This window comes from Bdellovibrio sp. HM001 (genome assembly GCF_055397275.1).
Window position 1 is genome coordinate 2,500,664 of record NZ_AP029174.1, and the last position, 25,400, is coordinate 2,526,063.

The 25,400-nt window shown below is 44.9% G+C and carries 20 protein-coding genes and 1 tRNA gene; 12 read left to right on the forward strand and 9 right to left on the reverse strand.

Annotated features, from left to right (window positions below):
- Positions 1–302 precede the first annotated feature (302 nt).
- The 7 genes from ACZ5ZZ_RS11815 (at position 303) to ACZ5ZZ_RS11845 (ending at position 14,157) form a co-directional block, all read left to right on the forward strand.
- Positions 303–2,636, forward strand: coding sequence for a PEP/pyruvate-binding domain-containing protein (locus tag ACZ5ZZ_RS11815; RefSeq protein WP_464139570.1), 2,334 nt, complete (start codon positions 303–305; stop codon positions 2,634–2,636).
- Complete coding sequence (locus tag ACZ5ZZ_RS11820; RefSeq protein WP_464139572.1) at positions 2,590–4,023, forward strand: outer membrane protein assembly factor BamB family protein; 1,434 nt, start codon at positions 2,590–2,592, stop codon at positions 4,021–4,023. Before ACZ5ZZ_RS11815 ends, ACZ5ZZ_RS11820 begins: the two co-directional genes overlap by 47 nt.
- Before the next feature lie 554 nt (positions 4,024–4,577).
- Complete coding sequence (locus ACZ5ZZ_RS11825) at positions 4,578–6,020, forward strand: DNA cytosine methyltransferase (protein WP_464139574.1); 1,443 nt, start codon at positions 4,578–4,580, stop codon at positions 6,018–6,020.
- Between the two features lie 93 nt (positions 6,021–6,113).
- Positions 6,114–8,471 carry a UvrD-helicase domain-containing protein gene (locus ACZ5ZZ_RS11830; protein ID WP_464139576.1) on the forward strand — a complete coding sequence of 786 codons (2,358 nt, stop codon included), beginning with the start codon at positions 6,114–6,116 and terminating at the stop codon, positions 8,469–8,471.
- 9 nt (positions 8,472–8,480) lie between these two features.
- Positions 8,481–11,699, forward strand: a complete 3,219-nt coding sequence (locus ACZ5ZZ_RS11835; protein ID WP_464139578.1) for a helicase-related protein — start codon at positions 8,481–8,483, stop codon at positions 11,697–11,699.
- A complete protein-coding gene (gene drmB, locus ACZ5ZZ_RS11840; protein ID WP_464139579.1) occupies positions 11,699–13,420 on the forward strand; it encodes a DrmB family protein in 1,722 nt (573 codons plus the stop codon). The genes ACZ5ZZ_RS11835 and drmB overlap by 1 nt, the downstream gene beginning before the upstream one ends.
- Complete coding sequence (locus ACZ5ZZ_RS11845; RefSeq protein ID WP_464139580.1) at positions 13,417–14,157, forward strand: phospholipase D-like domain-containing protein; 741 nt, start codon at positions 13,417–13,419, stop codon at positions 14,155–14,157. The genes drmB and ACZ5ZZ_RS11845 overlap by 4 nt, the downstream gene beginning before the upstream one ends.
- Here the strand turns inward: ACZ5ZZ_RS11845 and ACZ5ZZ_RS11850 are convergent.
- From ACZ5ZZ_RS11850 to ACZ5ZZ_RS11880, 7 genes are all read right to left on the reverse strand, one after another.
- Positions 14,154–14,705: a hypothetical protein gene (locus tag ACZ5ZZ_RS11850; RefSeq protein ID WP_464139581.1), complete on the reverse strand. Its 552-nt coding sequence runs from the start codon at positions 14,703–14,705 to the stop codon at positions 14,154–14,156. The genes ACZ5ZZ_RS11845 and ACZ5ZZ_RS11850 overlap by 4 nt on opposite strands.
- The gene (locus ACZ5ZZ_RS11855; RefSeq protein WP_464139583.1) at positions 14,695–15,138 is read right to left on the reverse strand and encodes a very short patch repair endonuclease; all 444 of its coding nucleotides are present in this window, start codon (positions 15,136–15,138) and stop codon (positions 14,695–14,697) included. The genes ACZ5ZZ_RS11850 and ACZ5ZZ_RS11855 overlap by 11 nt, the downstream gene beginning before the upstream one ends.
- 14 nt (positions 15,139–15,152) lie before the next feature.
- Positions 15,153–15,920 (reverse strand): hypothetical protein, encoded by a 768-nt coding sequence (locus tag ACZ5ZZ_RS11860; RefSeq protein WP_464139585.1) that lies wholly within the window; start codon positions 15,918–15,920, stop codon positions 15,153–15,155.
- Positions 15,921–16,115 (reverse strand): hypothetical protein, encoded by a 195-nt coding sequence (locus ACZ5ZZ_RS11865; RefSeq protein WP_464139587.1) that lies wholly within the window; start codon positions 16,113–16,115, stop codon positions 15,921–15,923.
- 62 nt (positions 16,116–16,177) lie between these two features.
- Complete coding sequence (locus tag ACZ5ZZ_RS11870) at positions 16,178–17,539, reverse strand: type IV secretory system conjugative DNA transfer family protein (protein WP_464139588.1); 1,362 nt, start codon at positions 17,537–17,539, stop codon at positions 16,178–16,180.
- Position 17,540: 1 nt separating this feature from the next.
- Positions 17,541–18,311 carry a hypothetical protein gene (locus ACZ5ZZ_RS11875; RefSeq protein ID WP_464139590.1) on the reverse strand — a complete coding sequence of 257 codons (771 nt, stop codon included), beginning with the start codon at positions 18,309–18,311 and terminating at the stop codon, positions 17,541–17,543.
- A 487-nt stretch (positions 18,312–18,798) separates the two neighbouring features.
- Positions 18,799–18,875: transfer RNA gene (locus ACZ5ZZ_RS11880), tRNA-Met, on the reverse strand.
- Between the two features lie 312 nt (positions 18,876–19,187).
- Here ACZ5ZZ_RS11880 and ACZ5ZZ_RS11885 point away from each other — a divergent pair.
- Genes ACZ5ZZ_RS11885 through ACZ5ZZ_RS11895 form a run of 3 tightly spaced genes read left to right on the forward strand, consistent with a single transcriptional unit; the run spans position 19,188 to position 21,642 of the window.
- On the forward strand, positions 19,188–20,627 hold the full coding sequence (locus ACZ5ZZ_RS11885; protein WP_464139591.1) for a hypothetical protein: 1,440 nt from the start codon (positions 19,188–19,190) through the stop codon (positions 20,625–20,627).
- Entirely contained in the window at positions 20,599–21,114 is a 516-nt protein-coding gene (locus ACZ5ZZ_RS11890) for a hypothetical protein (protein WP_464120536.1), read from the forward strand. Before ACZ5ZZ_RS11885 ends, ACZ5ZZ_RS11890 begins: the two co-directional genes overlap by 29 nt.
- Before the next feature lie 60 nt (positions 21,115–21,174).
- Positions 21,175–21,642, forward strand: a complete 468-nt coding sequence (locus tag ACZ5ZZ_RS11895) for a hypothetical protein (protein WP_464139593.1) — start codon at positions 21,175–21,177, stop codon at positions 21,640–21,642.
- A 42-nt stretch (positions 21,643–21,684) separates the two neighbouring features.
- Here the strand turns inward: ACZ5ZZ_RS11895 and ACZ5ZZ_RS11900 are convergent, their stop codons facing one another.
- Both ACZ5ZZ_RS11900 and ACZ5ZZ_RS11905 read right to left on the reverse strand, forming a co-directional pair.
- Positions 21,685–22,407, reverse strand: a complete 723-nt coding sequence (locus ACZ5ZZ_RS11900; RefSeq protein WP_464120534.1) for a HEAT repeat domain-containing protein — start codon at positions 22,405–22,407, stop codon at positions 21,685–21,687.
- A gap of 5 nt (positions 22,408–22,412) precedes the next feature.
- A complete protein-coding gene (locus ACZ5ZZ_RS11905; protein ID WP_464139595.1) occupies positions 22,413–23,381 on the reverse strand; it encodes a hypothetical protein in 969 nt (322 codons plus the stop codon).
- Positions 23,382–23,472: 91 nt separating this feature from the next.
- On the opposite strand from ACZ5ZZ_RS11905, the gene ACZ5ZZ_RS11910 reads away from it, so the two are divergent.
- Both ACZ5ZZ_RS11910 and ACZ5ZZ_RS11915 read left to right on the forward strand, forming a co-directional pair.
- Positions 23,473–24,831 carry a dihydroorotase gene (locus ACZ5ZZ_RS11910; RefSeq protein ID WP_464139597.1) on the forward strand — a complete coding sequence of 453 codons (1,359 nt, stop codon included), beginning with the start codon at positions 23,473–23,475 and terminating at the stop codon, positions 24,829–24,831.
- Positions 24,828–25,400: an inner membrane-spanning protein YciB gene (locus ACZ5ZZ_RS11915; protein WP_464139599.1), complete on the forward strand. Its 573-nt coding sequence runs from the start codon at positions 24,828–24,830 to the stop codon at positions 25,398–25,400. Before ACZ5ZZ_RS11910 ends, ACZ5ZZ_RS11915 begins: the two co-directional genes overlap by 4 nt.

A 25,400-nucleotide genomic window follows, 5' to 3' on the forward strand; every position in this document is an offset into this window, starting at 1 on the left:
AGCAAATCCAACTAAGGTGATTAATATTTTGTCCATACCGTATTGTCATTTTCATCGTTTATGCCACAACAACGGATCCGCAACTCGAATATATTGGACTTCAAGTGCGAAAAACGGACTTGCTTCTTAGAATTTAGAAAGGGTTCTGAGATCCGGGATGGCTTTCAAATCCGGGCCACCAGAGCCGACCTCTCCTCCCTGGGGGTAATCCTGAAACCTCCCATGGACGAATAGGCCCTCCCTCTATGACTGTTGCTCCCCTTTGCCAAAAGTGATAGTCCTTTTGCTCAAAGGAAAGACTTATGGAAACGGAACTTTCGGCGTTTCAGGATATTCGTAACGCCACAGCTTCAGAAATTAAGTTGATGGGAGGCAAAGCGGCAACCCTGGCTCACCTGCTTCAAAAAGGCTTCCCCGTTCCCTCTGGGTCTGTTGTTTTTCACGAACCCCAGGGCGCAGATGATTTTGCTCCCCTTTTGAGGTGGTGGAAGGAAATGGGTTCATATCCTGTGGCCGCACGAAGCTCTGCCTCTGGTGAAGACAGCGGTGATTTTAGTTATGCTGGCCAGTTTGTGACTCTCTTGCACCTGCAAACGGCTGAAGAACTGCAATCGGCAGTGAAAACCTGCTTTCAGGCCGTTCATCGCACTGCCAGCAAAGCCTATGCATCCCACTTTGAACAGCCACAAATCCCCATGCACGTTCTTGTGCAGCGTATGATTGATTCGCAGTATTCGGGAGTCTTCTTTTCCGTGGACCCTCGCAATCCCGAAGGCTCATGGCTGGTCGAGGTCGTTGAAGGTCAGGGCGAGCAGCTTGTTTCCGGTCAGGTCACCCCTTACCGCTTTAGTGATAAGACTCCTTCCGCTTTGCCAAAAAATTGGCGGCCTGAGTACTTACAAACCATCGTTCAATGGGGCCTGAAGGTTGAAAAGGAATTTGGCTATAAGGTGGACATGGAATGGGCCATCGATCAGGAAGGGCACTTTTGGATTCTGCAATCCCGCCCGATCACCGCTATGGCGGCCCCATCCAACAATCGCAAGATCTTAGATCAAGAGTGGCAAAGACTTTCCAAACAGCACTCTTTGGACACCACTTGGGATGGCCACACCTTTGCCGAATGGACAGGTCTTCCGACCGAGCTGACTTTCGATCTTTGGCAGCGAACTTTCGCTGAAAACCAAGCCTACGACTTGGCTCTGAAATCCATCGGTTACGAGGGGCTTGGCAATAGGTCCGAAAAATTCAGCCTGCTCGATCGGGTTTACGGCCGGGCTTATCTGAATCTGAATTCTCTAGAGCCAGTCTATTTTGGCAAGTCGCCTTACAAGTTGGTTCCGCATCCTCGCCCGCATCTTGAGTTCGCCTGGAGCAAACTGTCTTTGCCGATTCTGGCTCGCGCTCCCTATGGCATTTTCAAAATGATCACTGTCGCTTGGAATATTCAAACCGGACGCCGCGAACTTGCTAAAAAAGTCCTGGCTTCAACCAGATCCATTTCGCAAGCCAATCAGGATGCCTTTTCTCTCAAGGCGGAATGTCAGACGGAATCGCTAGAGTCCCAGCAGCAGAAGCTAAAATCTCTCTGTGACTTATTTTCATCCACGGCGATGCAGGGGACCTTTTTACTGACTCTGCTGATTGAATCCACCACGCAAGGTCTTATGGCCCTTATTGCAAAGGACCTGGGCAAGGAAGAGGCTGAAAGTTCTTTGCAGCTTTTGACTGGCACCAGTCTGCAAACCCTGGCCAGCGAAATGAATCAGGAATTAAAGGCCGTTGCGGACTGCGACGACAAATGGAATTCATTCTTGTCACGCTATGGTCACCGTGGCGTGGGGGAACTGGAGCTTTCCCATCCGCGTTGGATTGAAACCCAGCGTCCTCAATACAAGCCTAGCGTCAACAAAGCGCCTGCCCCAAAAACCAATGCTCTTCTTGACGAGGTCTTGCAGAAGATCTCTAGCCTCAGAAGACCGGTGTTCAAACAAGAGTTCCAAGAGCTTCAAAAGCTTTTGCAGATTCGTGAAGAAAACAAAATGGAAGTCATGAAGCCCTATGCTCAGATTCGCTGGCTGGCCTTGGCCATTGCTGCAAAGATGAATCTGGGGAATGACATCTTCTGGCTTAATCTGAATGAGATCCTTTCTTTGCAGCCAGACCAAGACATTTCAGAGCTTCAAGCACTGATCCAAAAAAGAAAGCAGCTTACCAAAGCACTGAAAGCTGTGGATTTGCCGATGACCTTCTCTTTGGGAGAACTCAAAAAAGTTCTGACCGAGGATGCCAGCGCCAGTTCGTCAGCTCCTCTGGTCAAAGGCGTTTCCCTGTCGTCGGGTATTGCCTCTGGTGTCGTCCACATTGTAAATAACCCCGAAGACGAGGATTTGGATTCTTGGCCGGATAACTATGTCCTGGTCGCCGAAGCCACCGATCCGGGCTGGACGCCTCTATTTGAGCGAGCAAAAGGCATTATCGTTGCGCGTGGTGGGGTGTTATCTCACTGTGCTATTGTCGCACGTGAAATGGGCCTTCCTGCGGTTGGGGAAATTCGCGGAGCAAGTCATTTATTTAAAGAAGGTGAACGTGTTTGGATTGATGGAAATCACGGGACAATTAGACGAAGCAACTAAGTTAGCCATTATTCCAACGGTCGTACTGCCGTTCACAATCATTGGAATGATCTTAACCAGCGTGGCGACATGGATTGCGGCCCTTTTCGGTTTTGAACTGAAAGCCGAAGGGCCCAAAAGACTTTTTGAAGTTTTGATGAAACCAAAAGTTCTAGCTTTCGCCCTGGTGTCGAATTTGATTGTCTATGGTGCCATCAAAGGGGTTCAGCATCTTTCCAACGGGCCTTACCCGCTTTGGTGGGTTGAACTGCAAAACGCATCGCCGCAGCCTTCCGATCGAAATTATGAAACCACAAATCCCCTCGCGACGACGGTATCTGCCTTGCCCGCTTCAAACGATCTGGAAGTGGTTTGGGAATTGCCTTTGAAAAGTGTCGTTTTTGGTTTGCCTTTGGTGGCCGGGGACTCGTTATTTGCAGGATTAGAAAAAGGCCGCCTGATTGAAGTGGACTTAAAAAGCGGCCAGCTCTTGCGAAAATTCGAGATCGGCCAGCCGGTCATGGCCTCTCCTGTGATTGCCAATAACAAGATCTATGTTGGCGAAGGAATCCACCTGACCTATAACGCCCGTATCTATTCCTTCGATCTTAAATCCGGAGAATTCACCGGCGCCTTCCAAACAGCCGGGCATATTGAAAGGGCCGCCGTTTACACCAAAACCCAGAATCAATCCTTGTTGGTTTTCCCTGCGGGCAAGGACGGACTTTACGCTATTAATCCCGAAACAATGCAAAAAGTCTGGCAAGCTCCTTTTGGGCATTTTGACACGTTCCCTGTCGTCGATGGTGAACAGGCTTATATCGGCTCGGGTCTGGAGGCGGGATTTGAAGAAGCTCCCACCAAGGCCTTCGCGATCAATTTGCAGACCGGAAAAGTTGTCTGGGAAAAACCTTTACCCACCTCAGTTTGGGGAATTCCCGTTCTTTGGAACAACGTCGTCTGCCTTCCGACCGGGGACGTTTATAAGAACTTAAAATTTGGCCAACTGTCCTGTTACGAAAAAGCCAGTGGCAAGGACTATTTCATATTCAACACCACGGGGTCTTTGATCAGCCAACCGGTTGTGCGCGGTGATCATTTGGTTGTTTCAGACATTTACGGGAAAATTTATCAATTCAATTTAAAGACTCGCCAACTTGATTGGACCATCCAAGTGCCAACCAAGGGTCTCAGCTATGCTTCCGTTTCGATTGATTCCCAGGATCGAATCCTGCTTCCTGGGGAAGAGGGGCTGTATGTGTATTCCAGAGAAAACCAGGTCCTTCTGTCCGTCTGGAAGCCTGAGGGTCAATGGCCCGGGACTTTCAACAATGTCGTAGCTTATAGGGATTTGATGATTCTGGCTGACCAGGCAGGTGTGCTCAGAGCGCTGCGGTTTAAGAACTAAAGACAAAGAAATAAACGATTCCGCAACACCCTGCCCAAAGTGATATGGCGAGGGCGCACTCATAAAGGACAGGTACCATGAAATACGGCGGTTGCAATAACACCAACAAGCGCGACAGGAGCCGGGGCCATCGGTAAATGTTATGGATGATACGTATACTAACGGCTACTCAAGAAACGACGGCCAGAAGACTTGAGTGGAACGCCCTCTTGTGCCATTGGGACCGGCACCCATAGAACCATGTACAAGTCTAAGACCCGACAAAGGTTCGGGCATAAGCATGGCTCGCAAGACGATTTAATTCTAGTTATCTTATAGATAGCTACAGGTAAACTATGGCAATTGGGAAGTCAAAAATATCTGCATTCCCAACTTAGATGTCCCAAAATATAAGAATCTGGATCTTGCCTAAAAAGGCTAGCATTGAAAAACAGTGGACCAACCTTCAACAGGAGTCTAACGAGCGATTTCAGTAGCATGTACAATTTCTGTTTACATAACATGGCTGTTAGATCTAAACTAAATGCTGATTTAAAACAGTTGGAGCAGCATCAGTGACTAGCAGCAGACCTCTATTTTACTCTTTAGATTTGTTTTCTGGATGTGGTGGCACTGCTTTGGGTGTTGAAACTGCTGGTTTTCATAGCATCGGCCATATTGAAATTGATGAGACCGCAAAAAAAACTCTTGAACTTAACTTTGGTTCCTCCCCTCTGCAATCCATTCGTGATGCCGATGGAGATGTAACTAAGGTAGATTTAAAAAAAATGAAAAAGGAGCTTGCAGAAACCGGGTGCTTATCTCTGGATCTGCTGGTAGCTAGCCCTCCTTGCCAAGGCTTTTCGGCAGCAGGAAGAGCGAAGCTTAACTCTCTTAACAAAGACTCATGTTTTTCGAAAGACCCCAGAAATAAACTTTATAAATCCGTGGTTCAATACATCTCAATCCTGAAGCCAAAGGCATTACTGTTTGAGAATGTTCCTGGAATGTTAAATGTTCGCGGTATGAATTTCGTCGAAATATTTTGCCAGGACGTAGAAAATCTCGGTTACAACGTGCGATGCTCTGTGTTGAATTCTGCGTGGTACGGAGTGCCTCAAAGTCGCGAAAGAGTGTTTGTTGTTGCATTCAGGTCTGACCTTGGAATCACTCCATCCTTCCCGCTCAAATCTCACAATCTAGACAATGTCGGCGGCGCATGGGGACAGCCCATAAAAAATGGGGTAAAATGGAAAACCGATAAGTACTATGTCAGCCAAGAATCTATAGGTCAAAAAAAAACCCCAGAAGTTGGAGTTTCAGTATCGGACGCCTTTGAAGATCTACCTCCGTTCTATGAACATCTAACTATTGGCTACCGAGCCTCAAGAATGAAGTGCGAACATCAAGATTACACATCCAACACTCCATCCAACAAATACTGCGCAAAGATGAGAAACTGGCCTGGATACTCAAGCAATGTAGTTAAAGACCACTTCTGCCGAAGCACTCCTCGTGATTATATAATTTTCTCAAAAATGAATTATGGCGACATGTTTCCTCAAGCTGTTGCAATCGCTCAGGCTCTTTGGCAAAAGAAAAAGGCTCAATTCGCAAAGGGACGAATTTCTCAGCTACCAAAAAAGAGCACAGTTGTTCCTCCTTATCGCCTAGATTGTTTTCCGGAAAAATGGCAAAAACTGGATCCAAATAAATTGGCATGCACCTTAACTGCACACTTGGAAAAAGACGGATATAGCCACATTCATTTTGATCACAAGCAAGCTCGAACTCTCACGATTCGAGAGGCCGCAAGACTTCAAAGTTTTCCTGACGGCTACCAATTCAATGGCCCAATGGGCAAAGTTTTTAAGCAAATCGGGAACGCAATCCCACCACTTGTTGCAACGGCAGTTGCTAAAAGAATTTTTACAGACCTAAATAGCTTGATGAATAAATCAAAGAAGATCAACAACAACAAGCCTCAGCAAAACTACGAACAGCTTCTGAATTCCTAAAATTTTTGAAATCTATCCCTGATTAAAAGATGACATATCTTTGTTTATAAACAGATAATAAACGAGATAGAAACTTTTTAGGGATATTCATTTATGCACACAACTTACGAAATCGGGGACATTGTCCGATTTCACATTCATACAGCTGGGTTTCCAAGGGAAGTGGTAGGAAAGATAACCGCCGGCCCTCGCAGTCACAATGGAAAAAACTATTGGACCGTTGAAACATCAAAACCTAGCCGAAAATCATACAGCCTGCTTGAATCGCAAATACTTGGTGTTATTAAAAAAAAGACGGGTAACTTATCCGAACCTTTATCCGCGGCTATAAAAAAACAGCGCAATGAGAATATTTGCGCAGAAATCGGTTCAAAATTTACAATAAAAAACCTGTCCAACTCCGAAGAAAAGTCATACACAATAGTAGATCCGAATCTGACAAGTCCCTCAGGTGGCCTCTTGGGACTCAACACACCATTAGCTCAAATTATTCTCGGAAATTTTGTCGGGCATGTATTTACCCTCCCGTCTGGAGAATGGGTAATATTAGATATTGAACATCAAAAAGTAGAAGCAAACAGTAAACCCTTAATTACAGAAGAAAAAATAGAAAATGTCTTTGATCTCGAGTTTGAAGAAAAAAATATCATTATAAAGGCACACCCCAACAAACGGCAACTTATACAAGCCGGACCTGGAACCGGAAAAAGTTTCTGCCTAACTCACAGAGCCGCATGCCTAATCGAAAAATATCGACTAAGTCCATCAGAAATTTTGATTATCAGTTTCTCGAGAGAAGCTGTAGCAGAGGTAAAAAGACGTCTTTCGAAGTTTAGAGATGAACGTATTCAGTGGATCAATCCAATCACAATCGATTCCCTAGCATCCTGGATTTTGATATCCACAACAAACGACAAACAATGGCTGAATCGATCTTTTGACAGCAATGTAACTGAAGCAAAGAAGTTCTTAACAGAGTTCGGAATTCAAAAGTTCAGACATGTACTCATCGATGAGGTTCAAGATATTGTCGGCGTTCGCGCCGATTTTGTACTAGAAGTACTAGGCAAAATTAATGAAGACTGTGGATACTCTATATTTGGCGATTTCAACCAGTCGATTTACGATTGGACTTTAAAGGACAGCGATCTAAGTAATATTAACTCAAACCACTTCAACGAAGTGATATCTGACCTTAAGGGTGTCGAAAAGCTCTCGTTAACTAAGCAGCATAGAATGGCAAGTGGAATTACTGCCAAACTCGAGATCGAAAAACTTATACGCAGCCTAGAAAAAGGCACAGTCGACCTCAATCAATGTCTAGATATATTTAAAAGAGTTATTACTGAAGTTTCAAAATGCGCGTCCCACGGACAAGAAAAGTTCGGACAAAATTCGCTACTGTCTGCTGAACCGAATAAAAAAAAGGCCTTACTTGTAAGAACAAATGGGCAAATTCTAGGGGAAATCGCGGATAATCTTAATTGTCTATCAAATGTTAGACTATTAGGAAAATACTCTAAGGGTTTATTACCTGGATGGGTCGCGAAGCTTCTATATGATCTTCGTTTAGATTCTAGGAATATTTTAGACAGAAAACAAACCTTTAAATCTGCCTTCGCAAAAATTGCTGAAAAAGACGGTTGGGAAGAGGACGAGGCCTTCTATCTTCTAAAACACATTGAGCGTCAGCCAAATCCTAACTATGTACACCTTGAAAAACTAAAAGGAAATTTAAAGTCCATAAAAGACGTTCCATTAAGTACAAAAGAACAAGCACTAATCACAATAAGTCCACTTACGATTTCCACCATACACTGCTCCAAAGGTCTTGAGTTTGACGACGTGGTAATGAGTGAACCCGAATTAGATAAGATCACAAGCAAAGATGACTTGCTTGCTGAGCTAAAACTATTTTATGTCGGCCTAACCAGAGCGAAAAACTCTATACACCTAATTTCGCCTAAAGGACTAAGTCAACTATACGGATTTAACACCAATCCCAACTCTACTTCCGCAGATCGTTGGATACGCCGAGAAGGGAGAGATATAAGAATGAATATTGATGCAGATGATGATGTTGACGGATCATCCTTTATAACTGACTTCGGATATGGCACACCTGAAGAAATTCAAGATTATATTCAACTTGCAGTTCGACCAAATGACCGAGTTGAAATATTTTTTGATAAGTCCCCTTCTGGGGATTCACGGTACTACATAAAACATCAAGGCAAAGTAATTGGCTGCATGTCTTTCAATTTCTTTAGTTCTATGTCCGCTCTATCAAGACAATTTGGCCCTCGAGCAAAACGATTTGAATCTTCAATTGGAAAGGTCTACTCCGAATTTAGATTTGACCCATTTTCGAGTACTATTAAGAACACTGAGTTCACAAATTCTATAGAAGTTTGGCTCGCAGTTAAACTAACCGGAACAGTGCTAATCTAGGAGAACATTATGGCCGTTCAGCATGAAATTTCAGACCTAAGAAAAGGATTAACAGCCTATTTAAAAAGCTCCTTCATCGGACCTGAAGACAGCTTTGAAGTGCTAAGTGGAGGACGACGTCCGCATAATACGTATCTAACCGGAGCTATTTATTCTAACTCCATGACTGAGGCTGACACAGCAAATGACAATGAGTCCAACCATCGTGAATCGGAAAAAGAAACGGAATCTGAATTAGCTAATGAATATGCGAGCCTAAATGAAACTGCTAATTCCAACGAGGAAACAGCCGACGAAATTTCAAAAGATTTGATCTTGTTCCCGAGCTCGGCGGGTTTGACAATCTATACAAAAAAAGAAGTCAATCACCTACCGGTTTCAATATCTTTTGGAATATATAAGTTCTCCAACCTCGATGAATCTCTTAGCAGAACACCACACGATTGGAACTTAACACTAGATATTCAGAGCAGTTCAAGAATTGCTCTGATTGAAAATTGGGCATTTTTAGACATAAGAGTACGTAGTTACGAAGAACAAAAAATCGTAACATTAACCCTTATCAACAAGGCACCTAAAGAATTATTCAAAGAACAGGCAGCAAAAAAAAGAAGTATCTTAAAAGATATTTCAACACTGTGGCAGTGCAAAATCGAAGCCACGCTAGAAAAAAGCAATTTTCTTAGCATCAACTCTCTCTCAAGTACTACAATGGACAATGAGGTAAAATCTCAAGTTTTACTCTACCGAGACATCCCAATATTTGGCGTTGGACACAATTGCTCAGCCACTTGGGAACAAGATGGCCCAACATTGAAGGTGTCTACAGATTTTATACCTGAATATGAGCTCTTCTTAATGAAGCCCTCAAATCGTAATAATATTGATCTTTCTATCGATAACTTCATCACTATAGATTCCCTAGATCGAGATGGCATTCATGCCTTAAAAAAATTATCCAAAGGATATGATGACTGGATTGCGCATCAAGCATCTCTGGAAGTTCCGCCCCACTTAAAGAATATCGCCTCAATTCATATTGATGAGTGCAAAACGGCATCTGTAAGAATAGGGAATGGAATAAAAATACTTGAAAACAATACATTGGCCAAACAAGCTTTTGTCGCTGCCAACACAATATTAAAAACTCAAAATGAATGGAAAGGCTTGAATAAGTTCAACTGGCATCCATTCCAAATTTGTTTTTTCCTTCAAAACCTACTCGGACTAACCGATGAAACCTCAACCGATAGATCTATGACAGATCTTCTTTGGTTTCCGACCGGGGGTGGAAAAACTGAAGCATATCTTTTAATAGCCGCTTTCTTAATTGTATATCGCAATCTCAGAGAGGAACAGACTGGAAAGTCTGGCGGCGGCACAGCGGTCATTCTGCGATACACACTTAGATTATTGACCCAACAACAACTCCAAAGGGCAGCTAGGATGATCTGCGCTGCTGAGTACTTAAGAAGCGCAAACCCATCTCTATATGGAAAAAGCCAATTTTCAATCGGCCTCTGGGTCGGAGGAGATTCTTTTCCAAATGACAATAGCGAATGGCAAAAGAGACGTGACGAGGGCAAAGCCCCACTCGTTTTCGAATCGTGCCCTTGCTGTAATAGTGAGTTGTCGATTAAAAATTATAAGATAAATCACCTACAAGAAGAAAAAAAAAGACGCAGCAGCTTTAAAAGACTTGAAATAAAATGCGATTTTGAGTCATGCAAATATAAGGATATTCCTCTGCCCATTCACCTCACCGATGAAGACGTATACAAATATGCACCTTCAATTCTTATCGGAACAGTTGATAAATTTGCACAAATCGCATGGCACGAGGATGCGGGGAAAATATTTAATATATTTTCCAGGCATTGCGTCATACACGGGTATTTTTCTCCAAATGCTGACACTTGCAACTGTAAAGGTACGGTCTCGATAGAGACACCTGCTCCAGAACTAATAATTCAGGACGAACTACATCTAATAACTGGCCCTCTAGGATCAATGGTAGGTGCATTTGAAATTGCCGTAAGAAACTTATGCTCGCGAAAAGGAATTAAACCTAAATACATTGCATCGACAGCAACTATTCGAGGAGCAAGTAAACAGCTATTCGAATTATACAACACACCATCGTTTCAGTTTCCACCGCCTGGAATTAACCATGATGATTCTTACTTCGCAAAACAGGGAAAAAAAGAAGATAACGACATGGGCAGACTATATTTAGGAGTTAGTGCTAAAGGTCGCTCCGGCAAGCTAGTCATGGCAAGGTTATATGGACTATTAAATCATTATTATAATCATCATTTTCATGAAAACACGTTTTCAAAAGACTCAACAGATTACCTACGCACCGTAATAGGTTACTTCAACTCCAGAAAGGAACTAGGAGGAGTGCTTTCGATGATGGGAGATGACGTTCTCAAGTGGAGAAAATTTCATCACGATTCCGACGGATCAAATTACGATGACGAGAGACCTGTTGAATACCCAGAGCTAAAAGGAGGCATGTCTGGGGAAAGAGTAACAAAAATTCTAAATAGCCTCGAACAAAAAAAACACTCTGCGCCAGAATTCGTTCTATCTACTAATATTCTATCTGTAGGTATCGATATTAGCAGACTGTTCAGCATGGTGATTGCAGGTCAACCGAAAACCACCTCGGAGTATATCCAAGCCAGTAGTCGCGTGGGTCGCTCTGTGCCTGGTCTGGTTATTACCAACTTCAACTGGTCAAGACCTCGTGATGTTTCCCACTATGAAAGATTTTTATCCTATCATTGCCAGCTTTATAGATATGTTGAAGGTATTAGCGTTACTCCTCTTAGTCCTCAAGTTCGGATTAGAACCGTTGCTGGAATCTTAGTAGCATTGGTGAGAAACCTTATTCCCGAAATGAGAACCGATGATTCGGCCAAATATTTTCAGAGACACAAATCTCAAATTGAAGAAATCTGTAATTTGATATTGTCCTCAATATCACCAAACGAATTAAAAGAAGATTTCGAAGCAGAATTGCGTGAAATCGTTTCTCGTTGGGATATCGCGACCAAAATTGAGTCCTCTGATTTTAAGTATCGAGCTGGAAACAAGACGCGGGGGCTCTTAAAAGCATTTGGGCCTCAAGAAATTGGTTCAGATCACATCGCTCAATTCGTTACTTCATTGAGGAATGTTGACGAAGAAGTTCCCTTACAAATTAAATCTGGAGGCTGGTAATGAAAATTTCTCCAATCAGAAAATCCCAATTAATATTCAACTCAGGACCTGGGGCCATCGTTGAAACATCGGACTGGTCTGGTGTGGTCTCAACTTTAGCAGAATGGACTCCAGAAAAACTCCAAAGAATACCCAAAAAAAGCCGCCGAGGCCTCGGTATTTTACTAAGACCTCCGGTTATAGTTTCAAAAATTGGTTTTTCTGAAGCTTACACCCCTTTCGGAAAAGTTCCGGTTCGCAGATTTCCATTATGGGTTCAATGCTCGAACCCATCGTGTTCAATCTTTGGACCATTTTGGCTTATAAAATCCCAGAAAGATGAATTTAAATGCGTTTCCTGCTTTTCAAAACTAGTTCCCGCCAGGTTGATTCGAATCTGCCCCAAAGGACACATAGATGACATACCTTGGGAGCAATTCTATCACGGTGAGGATGAATGTGGTGAGGCCCACCCAAAAATGAAGTTGGTCGCTTCCGACAACCAAACGGGAGCCCTTAGCGATCTTAAATTATTCTGCAGATGCAAAAAGCACCGCGATGGATTGAGCCTAGGAAATATCTATTCCTTTCCTCTCGCGAAAGGATGTACGGGAAAAAAACCTTGGCTAGATCAACCAAATGATAAGTGCACAGAGACATCTTTAATTGTTCTTCGAGGAGCGTCCAACGTTTATTTCCCAGAAATCAAATCTGAAATAACCATTCCAGAAAGCAACGAAACCTTTCAAAGATTCCTAGAAGAAGAGTTAGAAGTCTATCACGATTTACTAAGGGATGCGGACAAGGTTTTCATAGAGTCATTTTTAGGGCGCCCCCATATCTATAAACTATTGCTCCAGAGAAGTATTGATCCCGGAGAGTTCGGAAACTATATTTTACAAAGATTTTCTTCCCAAATTACAACAGAGAGATCTGAAGAAGACATCAGAGGTGAAGAGTTAAAAGTGCTATCTGAGCCCCAAATCGTTCGAGAGAATGTTCTTCCGAAAGTATTTTCAGCAAAGGGAATTGATCTCAACTCTTCTTTAAAAAGCCTCCATGTCAACAATCTTGTGAGAGTGGACCGTCTACAAGAAATTCGAGTTCTTCAAGGATTTAATAGAGTTTTTCCTAACACCTCTAACCTCGTTGACATAGGTTCAGAATCGAATGGACACTACCCCGCGATTGAAGTCAGTGGTGAAGGAATCTTCTTATCTTTGGATGAACAGGAACTACAACGCTGGGAGAAGAATCCCCAAGTACAACTTCATTGTTCCAAGCTTCTCAACCCAATCACAAAATTCAGAAGACTCCCATTTTCACTCGCACCTCGATCAATACTTCTTCATTCATTAGCGCATGCACTCATCAAGCAGATGTCTCTATATGGTGGCTATTCGAGCGTATCTATTAGGGAAAAGATCTACTCTTTCCCAGATCGAAACGGATTACTACTTTATACCGGCGAGTCTGATTCAGAGGGAACAATGGGGGGAATTGTTTCCATGGCTGACCCCCTCAAATTTCATGGAATATTCGAAGAAGCCTTAGCCGAGTCTAGGTGGTGCTCCTCTGATCCAATATGCTCAGAAAATGCGCACGAAAAAACTACTTCTCAAAATTTAGCTGCATGTCACGCTTGTTTGTTCCTATCTGAAACCAGTTGCGAAGCATCAAATAAATATTTAGATAGAAATGTATTGATCGATGATGAGATTGGATTTTGGAGAAAAAGATGACTCCCAACGAAATTTCCAATCTTATTTTAATAATAGAAGCTTGCTCAAACACCGAAATCGAGAGCCTCATTAAGATGTTCTCTTCGGACGAGCCAATTGAAATCCGATCACTTCCCATAAACGAAAGAACAAAAAATAAACTTCTATCGTTCTTCAAAGGAAAAACCTTTTCAGAAATTAGAACTCCAGCACTCAGCATTCTCATGTGTCGCGAAAGATTTCATATTGGAAAAATAACGCCAGTATTTACTACGCCAAAACTATACAATGTAAAATTGGCAACCATTCGAAGTAAATTAATCGATCTTATAAACTCAGCGGAGAGATCAATTTACCTATTTGGATTCTGGATGACTGACAACTCAAAAGAAATTGCAGAGGCTATAGCGATTGCCCACAATCGTGGTGTAAAAGTTATTCTAATAGCTGATTCTAAAGAAAACTTCATTGACCCATTCATGCGCTATTGGCGCCCCGACATCAGCCCCTCAATATATATCATGCAAAAAGATGACCACCTATCAGAAATAAAAATGCACGCAAAAACAATAATTGTAGATGAACGTAAACTATTACTCTCATCCGCCAACCTAACATTTCTTGGTATGAATCATAACGTCGAAATAGGTGCCGTAATTGAGTCTAGAGAAGCAGCAGAAAAAATCTGCGACTTTTTACAACATTTAATTCACGACTCCCAATATTTTAGAAAACTAAATTGTCTCAATGAGGTTTAGTAACCTATTAGCAATATGCCTTTCAATGGTAGTTGAATACGACTACTTGAGTATAATGTTTCAATAAATCCGAGAGCTGTTTCAAAGTCCTTATTTCCTTTATAGCTCTTTCGAATTGCTATGCACAGATAGTCAACATCGACCATCACGCAAGCCTGAAATAAATCTTTCAGAAACTGATAGTTTGCGACAGCTCTACCAGCCTCAACCTCTACAACCCATTTTGAGCGTTCATCATACGCATCTACCAGAAAGTACTTATCTGCCTTCCCGTTGATACCAAAAAGAACAGGAACATACACCCGCTCCTCTTTCTTTTTACTTTTCTCTACACGAAATCCAATTGACTCCAAGTCTGTCGCAACAACCTTTAGAACATTGTCACTTGAGGCATCCTTAAAATCTTTACTTATTTTATGATCATTTTTTTCAGAGGAAATGGACTCAAAGTGCTGACTGAACAAATCAACAATCTTACCACCAATCGAAGGCAGCTTCTGGTTCTTCGGAAAGTAGACCCACACAATCTTCTCATTTTTACGCCCCATAACTTTGTCCCTCTCCTGGGTAAACAGAGGATTTTTGAATTATCCTGCGGGAAATTTTAGCATTCAACTTATCAGGAAATTTGAGCTCATGTTCCCAAATACGAATAACAGTGTATCCAAGTTTCCTGTACTCGAAATTTACCTGCCGATCTCTGACCACGTTCCTCTCAATTTTCTCTCTCCAGAATTTCACATTTGACTTGGGCATAGTGAAGTGAAACCTACACTTATGCCAAAAGCACCCATCTACAAAAACAACAATCTTTCTTCTTTTATTTATAAAATCAGGACGCCCCCACTCATGTCTCCCGTCCCTAAGATACCAACCAAACCTTCTCAAAATCAATTTTGCTATTTGCTCTGGGTTGGTATCATAGCTTCGAATTTTGGCCATATTCCGACTTCTTTGTTCCTTAGTCATAATATCGGCCATACTACACCCGCATGTTAGAAGCGTAATTTCTTGAGATAGTTTTTATAAAGAGAATCCGGCACCAAAATAGTTTTTTCACTGTTGGACTTCATTACCCCATAAGCAAGATCATAATCAGCACTGACAACAAAAGGCATTACACTCGACTCCAGTACATTCAAAATCATCGCATCATTGCTACCAAGTGCTGTTTGCTCAGATAGCACATACATATTCTCCCACTTCAACTCTTTTTGGAAAAGTCTCTGAGAACTGCCGTCGCGCATATCAACGTAATTGATCGAAAGGGCTTCTTCCACACCTCTCCATGCCTCTAGAAGTTTCCCTTGCAGAAACTCCTTACACATCTCAATCCACCCGATTTGACCCGATTGTGTCTTAGGTAAAAATACTCGTTTCACGTCTTTAATTCTTGTATCTGTGAGGCACGGCAACTCTTCATCTTTGGCTTGATTATCTATCCAGCCTCTTTGCTTTTTGAGCTCGTCTCGGACTGCGGAAGAAATCCTCCACTTTGAAGATGGCGCCAACATATCCATAAGGGACTCAGTCACCTTGATTCTTCTTTGGTAATCAATGAACTCAGTTCGCACAGTCACCGTAGAATAAATTGGAACTTTATACTCGACGAGCTTTTCGTAAATGAAATTAGAGTCGTCGTTAAACCGGTGATTCTCTTCGGTCAACGCGATCAAAAAGTTCGTATCTAAAACACAACCTTTTGAACAATCAATACCCATCAAAAACTTATCAACATCTGAATAAGGAACAGCAGTGCCCAATTATAACTCCATATCCTTGGCAGCAACAGAAGGCTTCTTTGGAGCCTTTTCCTTCTCAACTTCTACTTCATTTCCGTATTCGGAAATGATTTTTACGAGGCGATCCGAAGGTTGCTGATTTCTAAATTTTTTAACCGCTTCTAGAGCCTTTTTCGCTCCACCAGTTTTCGGCAATTTAGGGGTATCATTAGACATATAGACCTCCGATTTCCCACCAATATAACACAGAAAAACTGGCATATAAACCCTTGAAAACATTAAGTTTCATGATTCACCGCCACTAAGTAAGCCCTAGACTCAGGGTACTTTTTAACAGAAACGCACTTTCCAACTTTTAGGGATTTTATAGTATTTGGGTGAATCACAAACTCCTCCACTTCCCGGAGTGATTTATTGCCCGTCGGAACATCCAACCAAAGCATCTTTGAAGATTGCATAGTTTCCTTCCAAGCCTTTCGTGTTCCAGCCATGGCAGAGATCATCTCCGCGCTCTCGGGGCGCTTCTGAAGGAAAGCATACAAAGTTGAGGTATTCCCCATTAGACGACCTGCAAACTCAGGGCTAATTCGCAACAAGTCGCAGATCTCTTGGTGTGCAACGATGACCGACATTTTGGAACTTCTCGCGCGATCTAGGAAACCGATGAAGTCTTCCTGGGCTAAATCCGCAAACTCATCAACTATCACTGTAAATGGACGACGTTTTTCCTTTGGAACTCCAGCATCTACTTTTGCCGAGACCATTTTTAAATCTTGCAGAATAAAACGGCCAACTGACTTTGCCGTGTCTCCATACCGACGAGAATCCAAAAATACGAAAGCGATTTTTCCGTTGGATACAGTATCGTACAAATTGATACCTAGATCTTCCGAGGTGATCATATCTCCAAAATCAGAAAGCACCAAAGACTCGATTTGAGTTCGCAACCCCTGAAGTGACTTATAGTTATCCTGTGAATTTAGAAAACTGTAACAATCCTCCAATGCCAATTTAACCCGGCGCTCACTTTCTGGAACTTTCAACGACAAACTTTCCAAAAATTCCGATTTACTTGCTGCCTCCAAAATTGTTCCTAAGTGAAATCTGAATGATTGCGTATCACGGAGATAACAAAGACCAATCAGCACCTTTAAAAGAAAACTGGCGGACTGATTTTTATAAAACTCCTCAGACCAATTCAGTGCCAGCATGATTTTGTCACGCAACTGCGTTGGCGTTCCATCTTCAATCAAATTGTAGGGAATCGACAACTTTTGGTCTGACAAAGAGAATATCTGAAGATCCTCAATACGATCACTATCTGCGACGAATTTTGAAAACTTCATGATCGTCTCGATGTCACCTTTTAGATCAATGAAAAGCAAACCTTTACCCTGCTGAATTCGTTGCTTGATAATATGAGAAAGTAATACCGTCTTCCCATACCCAGATGCCCCGACAATATGAACGTGGTGATTGAGCTGACCTTCTGTCAGCTCCTCTTTGCGCCACAATGAACCACTGACCTTGCCAAGGACAACACGATCACCAGCTACGGGCTTTCTTCCTGTCGTCTTTGAAGGTTTAAGATTGCCACCACCACCTGACACCAACTCTTGAACGGAGTTAAACTTTTCCATCTTAAACCCCACCCTTCTTTGAAAAGAAGTTTTCAACGGTCACGACTTCAAAAAGATCTCCGTAGATTCGAGTCTCTTTAATCAAAAATTTAGCTACGGTATCTTTTGAACAGACAAACTGAACGCGATCAAAAACCTTATGTTGCATATTTGTCGAACGCATAAGTTGAACATATTTTTTGATTTTATCTTGATAGCGACTCTTCGCCTTCACAGCGATTTCAAGTTCAAAGGCAACTCGCACACCCGCCGAAGTAACATAGATGGCATCGGGAATATATTGAACTGACAGGCCACCTGCCAACTCAGTCGAAGACTTCAGCTTACGATCTGACAACCAGAGATTTACCAATCGCAGAGATTCAAGATGCAAACGCGCGCGCAAAACACCACGGTCATGCAAGAAGGTCCGCTGATCAAATCCCCCGCTCGGTTTACTTATAAATTTCTCGGGGTTAAATTGTGTCAAAGCATAGTACGCCTTGAAAGTTGTGACGTAGTACCTTGTGCTCTCCGAAAAAGATCGTACCGACTTCAAAAAGTTTGCTTTTTCAAGTTGGCAAAGTCGCTTCCTCGCCCACTCGGCACTTTTCGCCGATTCATTGGACATGGTTATCTTAAAAAACCTTTCGAATACCTCTTCAATGCCCGCGAATTTCATATCCATGATAAATTCTAAAATTTCAAAATCTCTCTCGGTTAATACAATATTCTTTGCCGAGGTTCGTTTTTCTGTGATCTCTGGGAATATCCCACTCATTGCTAATTGCACTCATTCCTCCCTAAAAAGTTTAAATCTGCCCGCCCTGTTGATAACCAATCTTTGGTTATTGGTTTTGCTTGTCTTGCGAGCTCCGCTGCTGACCACCTGATCTCGTAGAGAGCGGGTGGTCAGCAGGAATAAGGAGCGAGCAAGGCAAGCTAAACCAAGTCACCTCGCTGACTTACAGGGCGGGCCTTGTAACGCGGGCAACTTGGTCTTGGGATGTGCTTAGGGATGAGTGGTTTGAATCAAAAAAATCGTATAGCCAACGTATAGCCAGATATAGCCAAACAGGGTAATTCCCTGTAATTCGCTGTAACGGTACACGCGCGAAGAGACCCGTAAGTTATTGAAACCACTTGTTTTGATTTTTCAGCTATTTATGATTTTTGGAGGACCTTGTTCAATTTCCTAGGAAAGGAAATTGGGGTGATCATCGGGGATTGAACCCGAACCAGAAACAAAAAAACCCGCAGTTACGCGGGTTTTAAAAAATTGGTAGTGAGAGGCGGACTTGAACCGCCGACCTACGGATTATGATTCCGTTGCTCTAACCAGCTGAGCTACCCCACCACACAGTAACACACCCGACAAGGACGAAGCCTTATTGGAAGTGCGTGAAGCAAGATTTTTAGTTGTGAACGCGCAGGAAGTCAATAATGGGCTTTGCGTTAAATTAGATTCCTTAAATTTTACCCAATTCCTCGCCTTAGGTCTTGACCCTGTGGCTTTTCCGCAATGCAATTACAGGTCATGACAGATTATTCGGACTCCAACGAAGGGGACCGAGCCAGCAGCGCGATAAAGAAACCTGTCACTAGTACCGCTGCTCTAGAAAAGAAACTGAAAAAAGGGCCCCTAAAGCCCACCACGGAGGGATACAACATGAAAAAACTAGTGATGGCCATGGCCGTCCCGGCACTTCTTGCGGGTTGTTCGGACCACAAAGGCACTCAAAAAAATGACACTAATGGCTTTGCCGGCCTGTTCTGGCAACAATCCACCAACATCATCTCTATCCGCACTTTTGACGACAAACCCATCAAAGGCGCACAAATCCTGATCGGTGACGCCCTGAACTCCCCGTTTGCTGGCAACTTCCTGACCACGGACGCCAACGGCCAGGTTGAAATCCCCGCGGCTTGGAACACAGGCCTTCCGGTGACAGTCCAAGCCCCAGGCTTCCTGCGCAGCACTTATATGAATCAAGAGCCGGGCGCACTGACGATCAAACTTCGCGCTCAAGCGACTAAGACTCAGTATGAAGTCAAAGGTGTGACTTCCGGTCTTCCGATTCAAAACAAAGACGGCTATGTCGATTTCGGTTTGGTGATGCCGGCGTTCTCTAAAATGGATCTTCTGGCTTTTGACATTAATAATGTTATCAGCCCGCAGTTTGACCGTATCTCTGCCATGGGTCAGGACATCGACATCCCGGCCAACATCTCCGTACCAGATCAAAGCGAAAAGTATGGTCTGTTCACTATCAACCTGGATAAACCGACTTATCGTATTTATTACGGAAGCAGCGGTGTGAACCGCGTCTTTGCAGCTCGCGGACGATTCCCGTTCAAATCCACCGTGGACGCTCTTCGTGGCGGGGCGGAATTCTATGAGCTGATCAATTCGTTCTCTATCAACGGCGGCGCCGTTCGTGACATCGAAGTTAAATCCGGCAGCACGCGCTTGGATATGCCGACCCGTGAGCTGAACTTCAACGAGAAAAAAGACGTCGGAGCCCCTGGCTTCCGCTCTGATGAAACCTTCATCGCCGTCGGCGTCGCCAACCAATCCGGCTACCTGATCCCGACGGATGTGAAGTCCATTCAAAACGGCAAGAAAATGGGCCTGAACGTCCTGCCAGGATCTCAAGCCATGGTTTTGGGGGTGCTTAAGAAAACAGCAGACCTTAAGTCCGGCGGCGACCGCATGAGCGCAACCCTGCTTCCGTTTGCTGCGGGCACGACGCCTCAGATGCTGCCTCTGATCCCGGATCCGACTTTGCAAGCCGGCGAGCTTTTGATGCCAAAGTTTAACACAATTGATGGTGTCAGCCCGATTGCGACCTATTCTGTTCTTTCCAAGGAAGAGGAAGTGGTTCAAGGCTCTGCGAAGGTGAAAATCCTGAACCCACAATGGGAAGTATACTCTCAAAACTGGGCTGAGCGCGTGAAACTGCCCGTATGGCCGAACGATTCCGCGATCACCGGCAAAAAACGTTGGGAAGTGAACTTCGTGGGCAGCCAAACTACTTCACAAGCGGCCCTGGGGCCTGCTATGATCGAAGCTGCAACACATGTCACACACAGTTCCGTCTCTTTCTAGAAAAATCCTTCTTGGACTTGTGATTATCACAGGCTGCTCCTTATTTGGGTGCAGCCTGTTTGATAAAAAGCCTTCCGCCCACCAACGTATGGGCCAAATCAACAAACAAAAAGTCTTCTTTGCTCCTTACGACAACGTCTGGAGAGCCGCCCACGCGGTCCTGAAGTACCCCATCGCCCAAGAAAACCAAGACACGGGTGTGATTGAAACTGAATACATCAAAGGCATCGATGGCTGGCAACCACCAGGCCAGACCGAACGCCCATCCGGCGGCATCCGTTATAAACTGACCCTGATCTTTGCCCGCGGTAAAACCGAGGGGCGTGAATCCACGCGCGTGACCATTGAAAAGCGCATGGAAATTTTAAAAGACTTCTTCTCTGAACCCGAAACCCTGGAAACCGACGGTCTGGAAGAAAAGATCATCTTCTATCGCATCGAGCGTGAGCTGATTATCAACGAAGCCCTTAAAAAAGCCGGGTTCTAATACAACGAACCCATTTTTTTTGTTTTTAGCCACCACCAACTCCTGCTACCATTCTTCTCTATGAAGAACTCCACTTTAAAAAAACTGTTCATCTTTACCAGCGTCCTGCTTCTTCACCCTCTCTTGAGTCCAGACTCTGTGGCTCATGCAAAAAGAAGAACTCCACCGAAAGCTTATAGTTTCATTGCTGAAGGCGGAAAAGCTTCCCAAGGTGAATGTGACGGCGAACGCAAGATCCCGCGCCTGAAACGCCTTAAAGAATTTGCCAACGCGAGCTCATACATGGGATCGGAACTGCAAAAACCCGAGATCAAAGGAAAGGTCGACGGTGAAATGTGGAAGCACTTCTTCCGGGTAAAAGCTTCCTGCAACACCGTGCTGGCAAAAACGCCTTCCTCTGTGAACGAAACCCTGACTAGTGCTAAACCCGAACTTCCAGATGAGGAAGAGATCGAAGACGCCGACGCACCAGAGCAAACTGACGGGCCAACGGAAACTCCAACCGAGAGCAGCCCGGATTCTGAATAAGCTCACAAAACTAAAAAAGCCGGGTTCCCCCGGCTTTTTTTCTTAGTTGTTTTTCTTGATATAGTCTTTCCAAAGATCAACCAGTGCGGTCTGCTTCATCGGTTTGTCGTTCAGACGAACTCCGGTCAGGCGTTCAAGCCCTCGCACGGCGGGCATATGAACCCGGGCGTCTTTATCCGTTAGCAGACTGGCAAACGACGACATTTCACGATCCATCGGTTTTTTCGCCAAAGCTTCGACGATCTGATGACGGATCCACAGGCTTTGACGGTTCTTGAAGTTATAATCCTGATTCAGCTCTTCCCATAAAAGCTCTCGATCCAAAGACCCGCTTTTTTCTAAAGTCTCGACCGCCGCCGAACGGACCACCAGGGCCTTGTCTTTGATTAGCTTTTTGGCAAGTTTTTCGGCCTCAGAGGGGTTCACTTCAGACAGCGCAATCAGGGCTGCATTGCGCATGAACCACTGACTGTTCGCCCCCGCCTTTACCAAGTCCGGAGTCGCCTTCGCGCCACGAGCTTCGGCAGCGGCCATCAAGGCCCGCCAGCGAAGCCCCATCGGTTGAGCGTCACTGAAGGCTAACGAGATAAAATTTTGATAGTATTTTTCGCCCTGAACCTGGACCACCATGCGGCGGTTTTCACCAGGAAGTTTCAACAACTCCAAGGCTGAAGTTAAAGTGCTGGATGAAGGTTTAGTCCCTGCCGCCAAAGCACTTGAAGAAAGTCCCGCAAACAAAACAGAGGCCAAAAGAAACTTGTTCATAGCTTTTAACTCTTTTTGGAAACGAAGTTTTCAAACTCACTCATCAACTGATTAGTTTCATCCCCGGCCTTCGCAGCTGCATCGCTGCCGTCCCCGGCTTTTTCAGCAGCCTTGTCCAAGGCTCTTTGCCCTTCCACGGCCGCTGCAAATTCTTTCATCAAATCATCATCAATCAGATCCGAGCCACCTTCTGCTGGGGCTGCTTCCACCGCCACCTCGGCAACAGGTTCTTCAACCGCTGGCGTTGGGGCTGGCGTTGGAGCCGGTTCTGCTGCCGCCGGTGTCGCGGCTGGCGCTGCGGCTCCTCCAGCTTTTAAGGCTTCCAACTGTTTTTTCAGCTCTTCATTTTCATCGCGATAGCGGGATAGATCCGCAATGTCTTCGCTGATGATTTCATATTCAGCCAAACGAGCTTCCAGATCGCGAAGCTTACCGTTAAGTTCTTCTTTTTCCGCTGAAGACATCCCGCCTTCACTCGCACCACCGCCACCACCGGCTTGGGCTGCGGCCTGGGCTTCTTGCAATTGCGCCTGAAGCTCGGCAATTTTTTGATGCCCTTCTGTCAGTGACAATCGCAGCTGCGCCACTTCTGCTGCAGATTCTTTGGCCCCTTCGATGGCGGCTTTGACTTCAGGAGCATCGACTGCAGACTCTGCAGCGGCTGCCACCTTGGGCCCGCGGACAGGAGCTGGAGATTCATCCATCTCCACATCCACACCAAAATCTTCTGACGCAGCAGCACTGCGTGGGGACTTTCCGGACGCCTGTTGATTTTCTAAAATCTTCTGCAGAGTTTTTTCCAGTTGCGCGGCATCCAAAGAGCCGCTCCCCAGCTCGCCGCCGCCTTGGTCTTTTTTGGCAAAGAAGGCGCGATAGGCCAGAAACAATGATATAAGAACAATGAGTGCGACGAGGCCCTCAATGATGGCGGTATTGTGCTGGTCCCAGAAGGAGAGAAATTTTTCAACTGTCACAATTCAAATTCTCACCTATCCCAAGGGTCTCGTCAACGCTGGACCTTCGAAGGTATCTAATGATAGCTTTGAAGGCACTCCGAGGTGATACATGTCTCAGCCACGTCCCTACGATCTGATCATTCAAGGCGGCACCTGCCTGCTGCCTCACCCGTCTGAAACTGGCCTGATAGAGCAGCAGGCCGACATCGCCATCCGAGATGGACGCATCGAAAAGATCCGAGAAACCATCAACGAACCCACCCGGAAGATCATCAAAGCTCATGGACTGCACGTCCTGCCCGGGGTGATCGACAGCCAAGTTCACTTCCGCGAACCTGGACTGGTTCATAAAGAGGATCTAGAAACCGGCACCCGCGCCGCCATCTTGGGTGGAGTTACGAGTATTTTCGAAATGCCGAACACCAACCCCTCGACCACCACCAAAGAGGCCTTCGAAGACAAACTCAACCGCGCCAAAAACCGCTGCCACGCCAACTATGCCTTCTTTATCGGGGGAGCTCACGACAATGTCGACAAAATCGCCGAGCTGGAGCTTCTGCCCCACTGTTCGGGGATTAAGATCTTTATGGGAAGCTCGACCGGGAACCTGCTGGTCGAGGACGATGAAACGTTAGAAAAAATCCTGTTGCAGGGCCATCGCCGCATCATCTTCCACAGCGAAGATGAAATGCGCCTGCGCGAAAGACGTCATATTGCCGTGGATATGGCTGATCCTCACTACCACCCGGTCTGGAGAGATGTGGAAACTGCCGTGAACTCCACAACCCGCTTGCTGCGTTTGGCTCGTAAAACCGGACGTAAGATTCATGTTCTGCACGTGTCCACGGGCGAAGAGATGGACCTGCTGAAAGATGCCAAAGACATCGCCACGGTCGAGGTTTTGCCACAGCATCTGACGTTATATGCCCCCGACTGTTACGACAAACTGGGCACCTATGCCCAACAAAACCCACCGATCCGCGAAAAGCGCCATTTGGATCGTATTTGGAAAGCCCTGCAAGACGGCACCGTGGATGTGATCGGGTCCGATCATGCCCCCCACACACGTGAAGAAAAAGACAAACCCTACCCACAAAGCCCTTCGGGTGTTCCGGGCGTGCAAACCTTGGTGCCGATCATGCTGAATCATGTGCATGAGGGCCGCTTAAGTTTGCGCAAGTTCACTGAGCTTGTGACAGAAAACCCTTGCCGTGTCTTTGGAGTTAAAAACAAAGGTCGCCTGCGCCAAGGATATGACGCTGACATCACGATCGTGGATCTGAAAAAAGAAATGACCATTGATAATTCCTGGATTGCCAGCCGCTGCGGATGGACTCCGTTCCATGGCATGAAGGTGACCGGATGGCCGACTCACACCATCGTTAGTGGAAAGCTGGTGATGGAAAACGATCAGGTCGTTTTGCCGTCACAAGGTCAGCCGGTGGATTTTCTGGATAAAACCCCATGAACCCGAGCCCTAAGAAAACGGCCGCCGGTCTGTTCTTCGGCGGTCTGCTTCCGGTTATCGCCTTTACTTTCATCGAAGAATACTACGGAATCATCCCGGGTCTGATTGCGGGGATGATTTTTGGTGTGGGCGAAATCATCTGGGAACTTTATCGCCACAAGAAAGTGCAAAAGATCACCTGGATCGGCAACGGGATGCTGTTGGCTTTGGGTGGAATTTCGCTGATTTCATCTGAAGGCATATGGTTTAAGCTGCAACCCGCTTTGATGGAAGGGGCTTTTGCCCTGGTGCTGTGGGGTTCGTTGATTTTAAAAAAGCCCTTACTGGTCTATCTTGCAGAACAACAGGGGCAAAAGTTTCCGGAAGAAATCAAGTCCCGGATGAACGGACTCACCTTGCGCGTGGGGGTCTTTTTTGCCATTCATGCGGTGCTGGCAACGTGGGCGGCCTATGATTGGACCACCACCAACTGGGCCCTGCTAAAAGGAGTGGGCCTGACCGTCAGTTTTATCCTGTATCTTGTCATTGAGGCTTTGCTGTTACGAAGGGCCATTCTAAAACAAAGATAG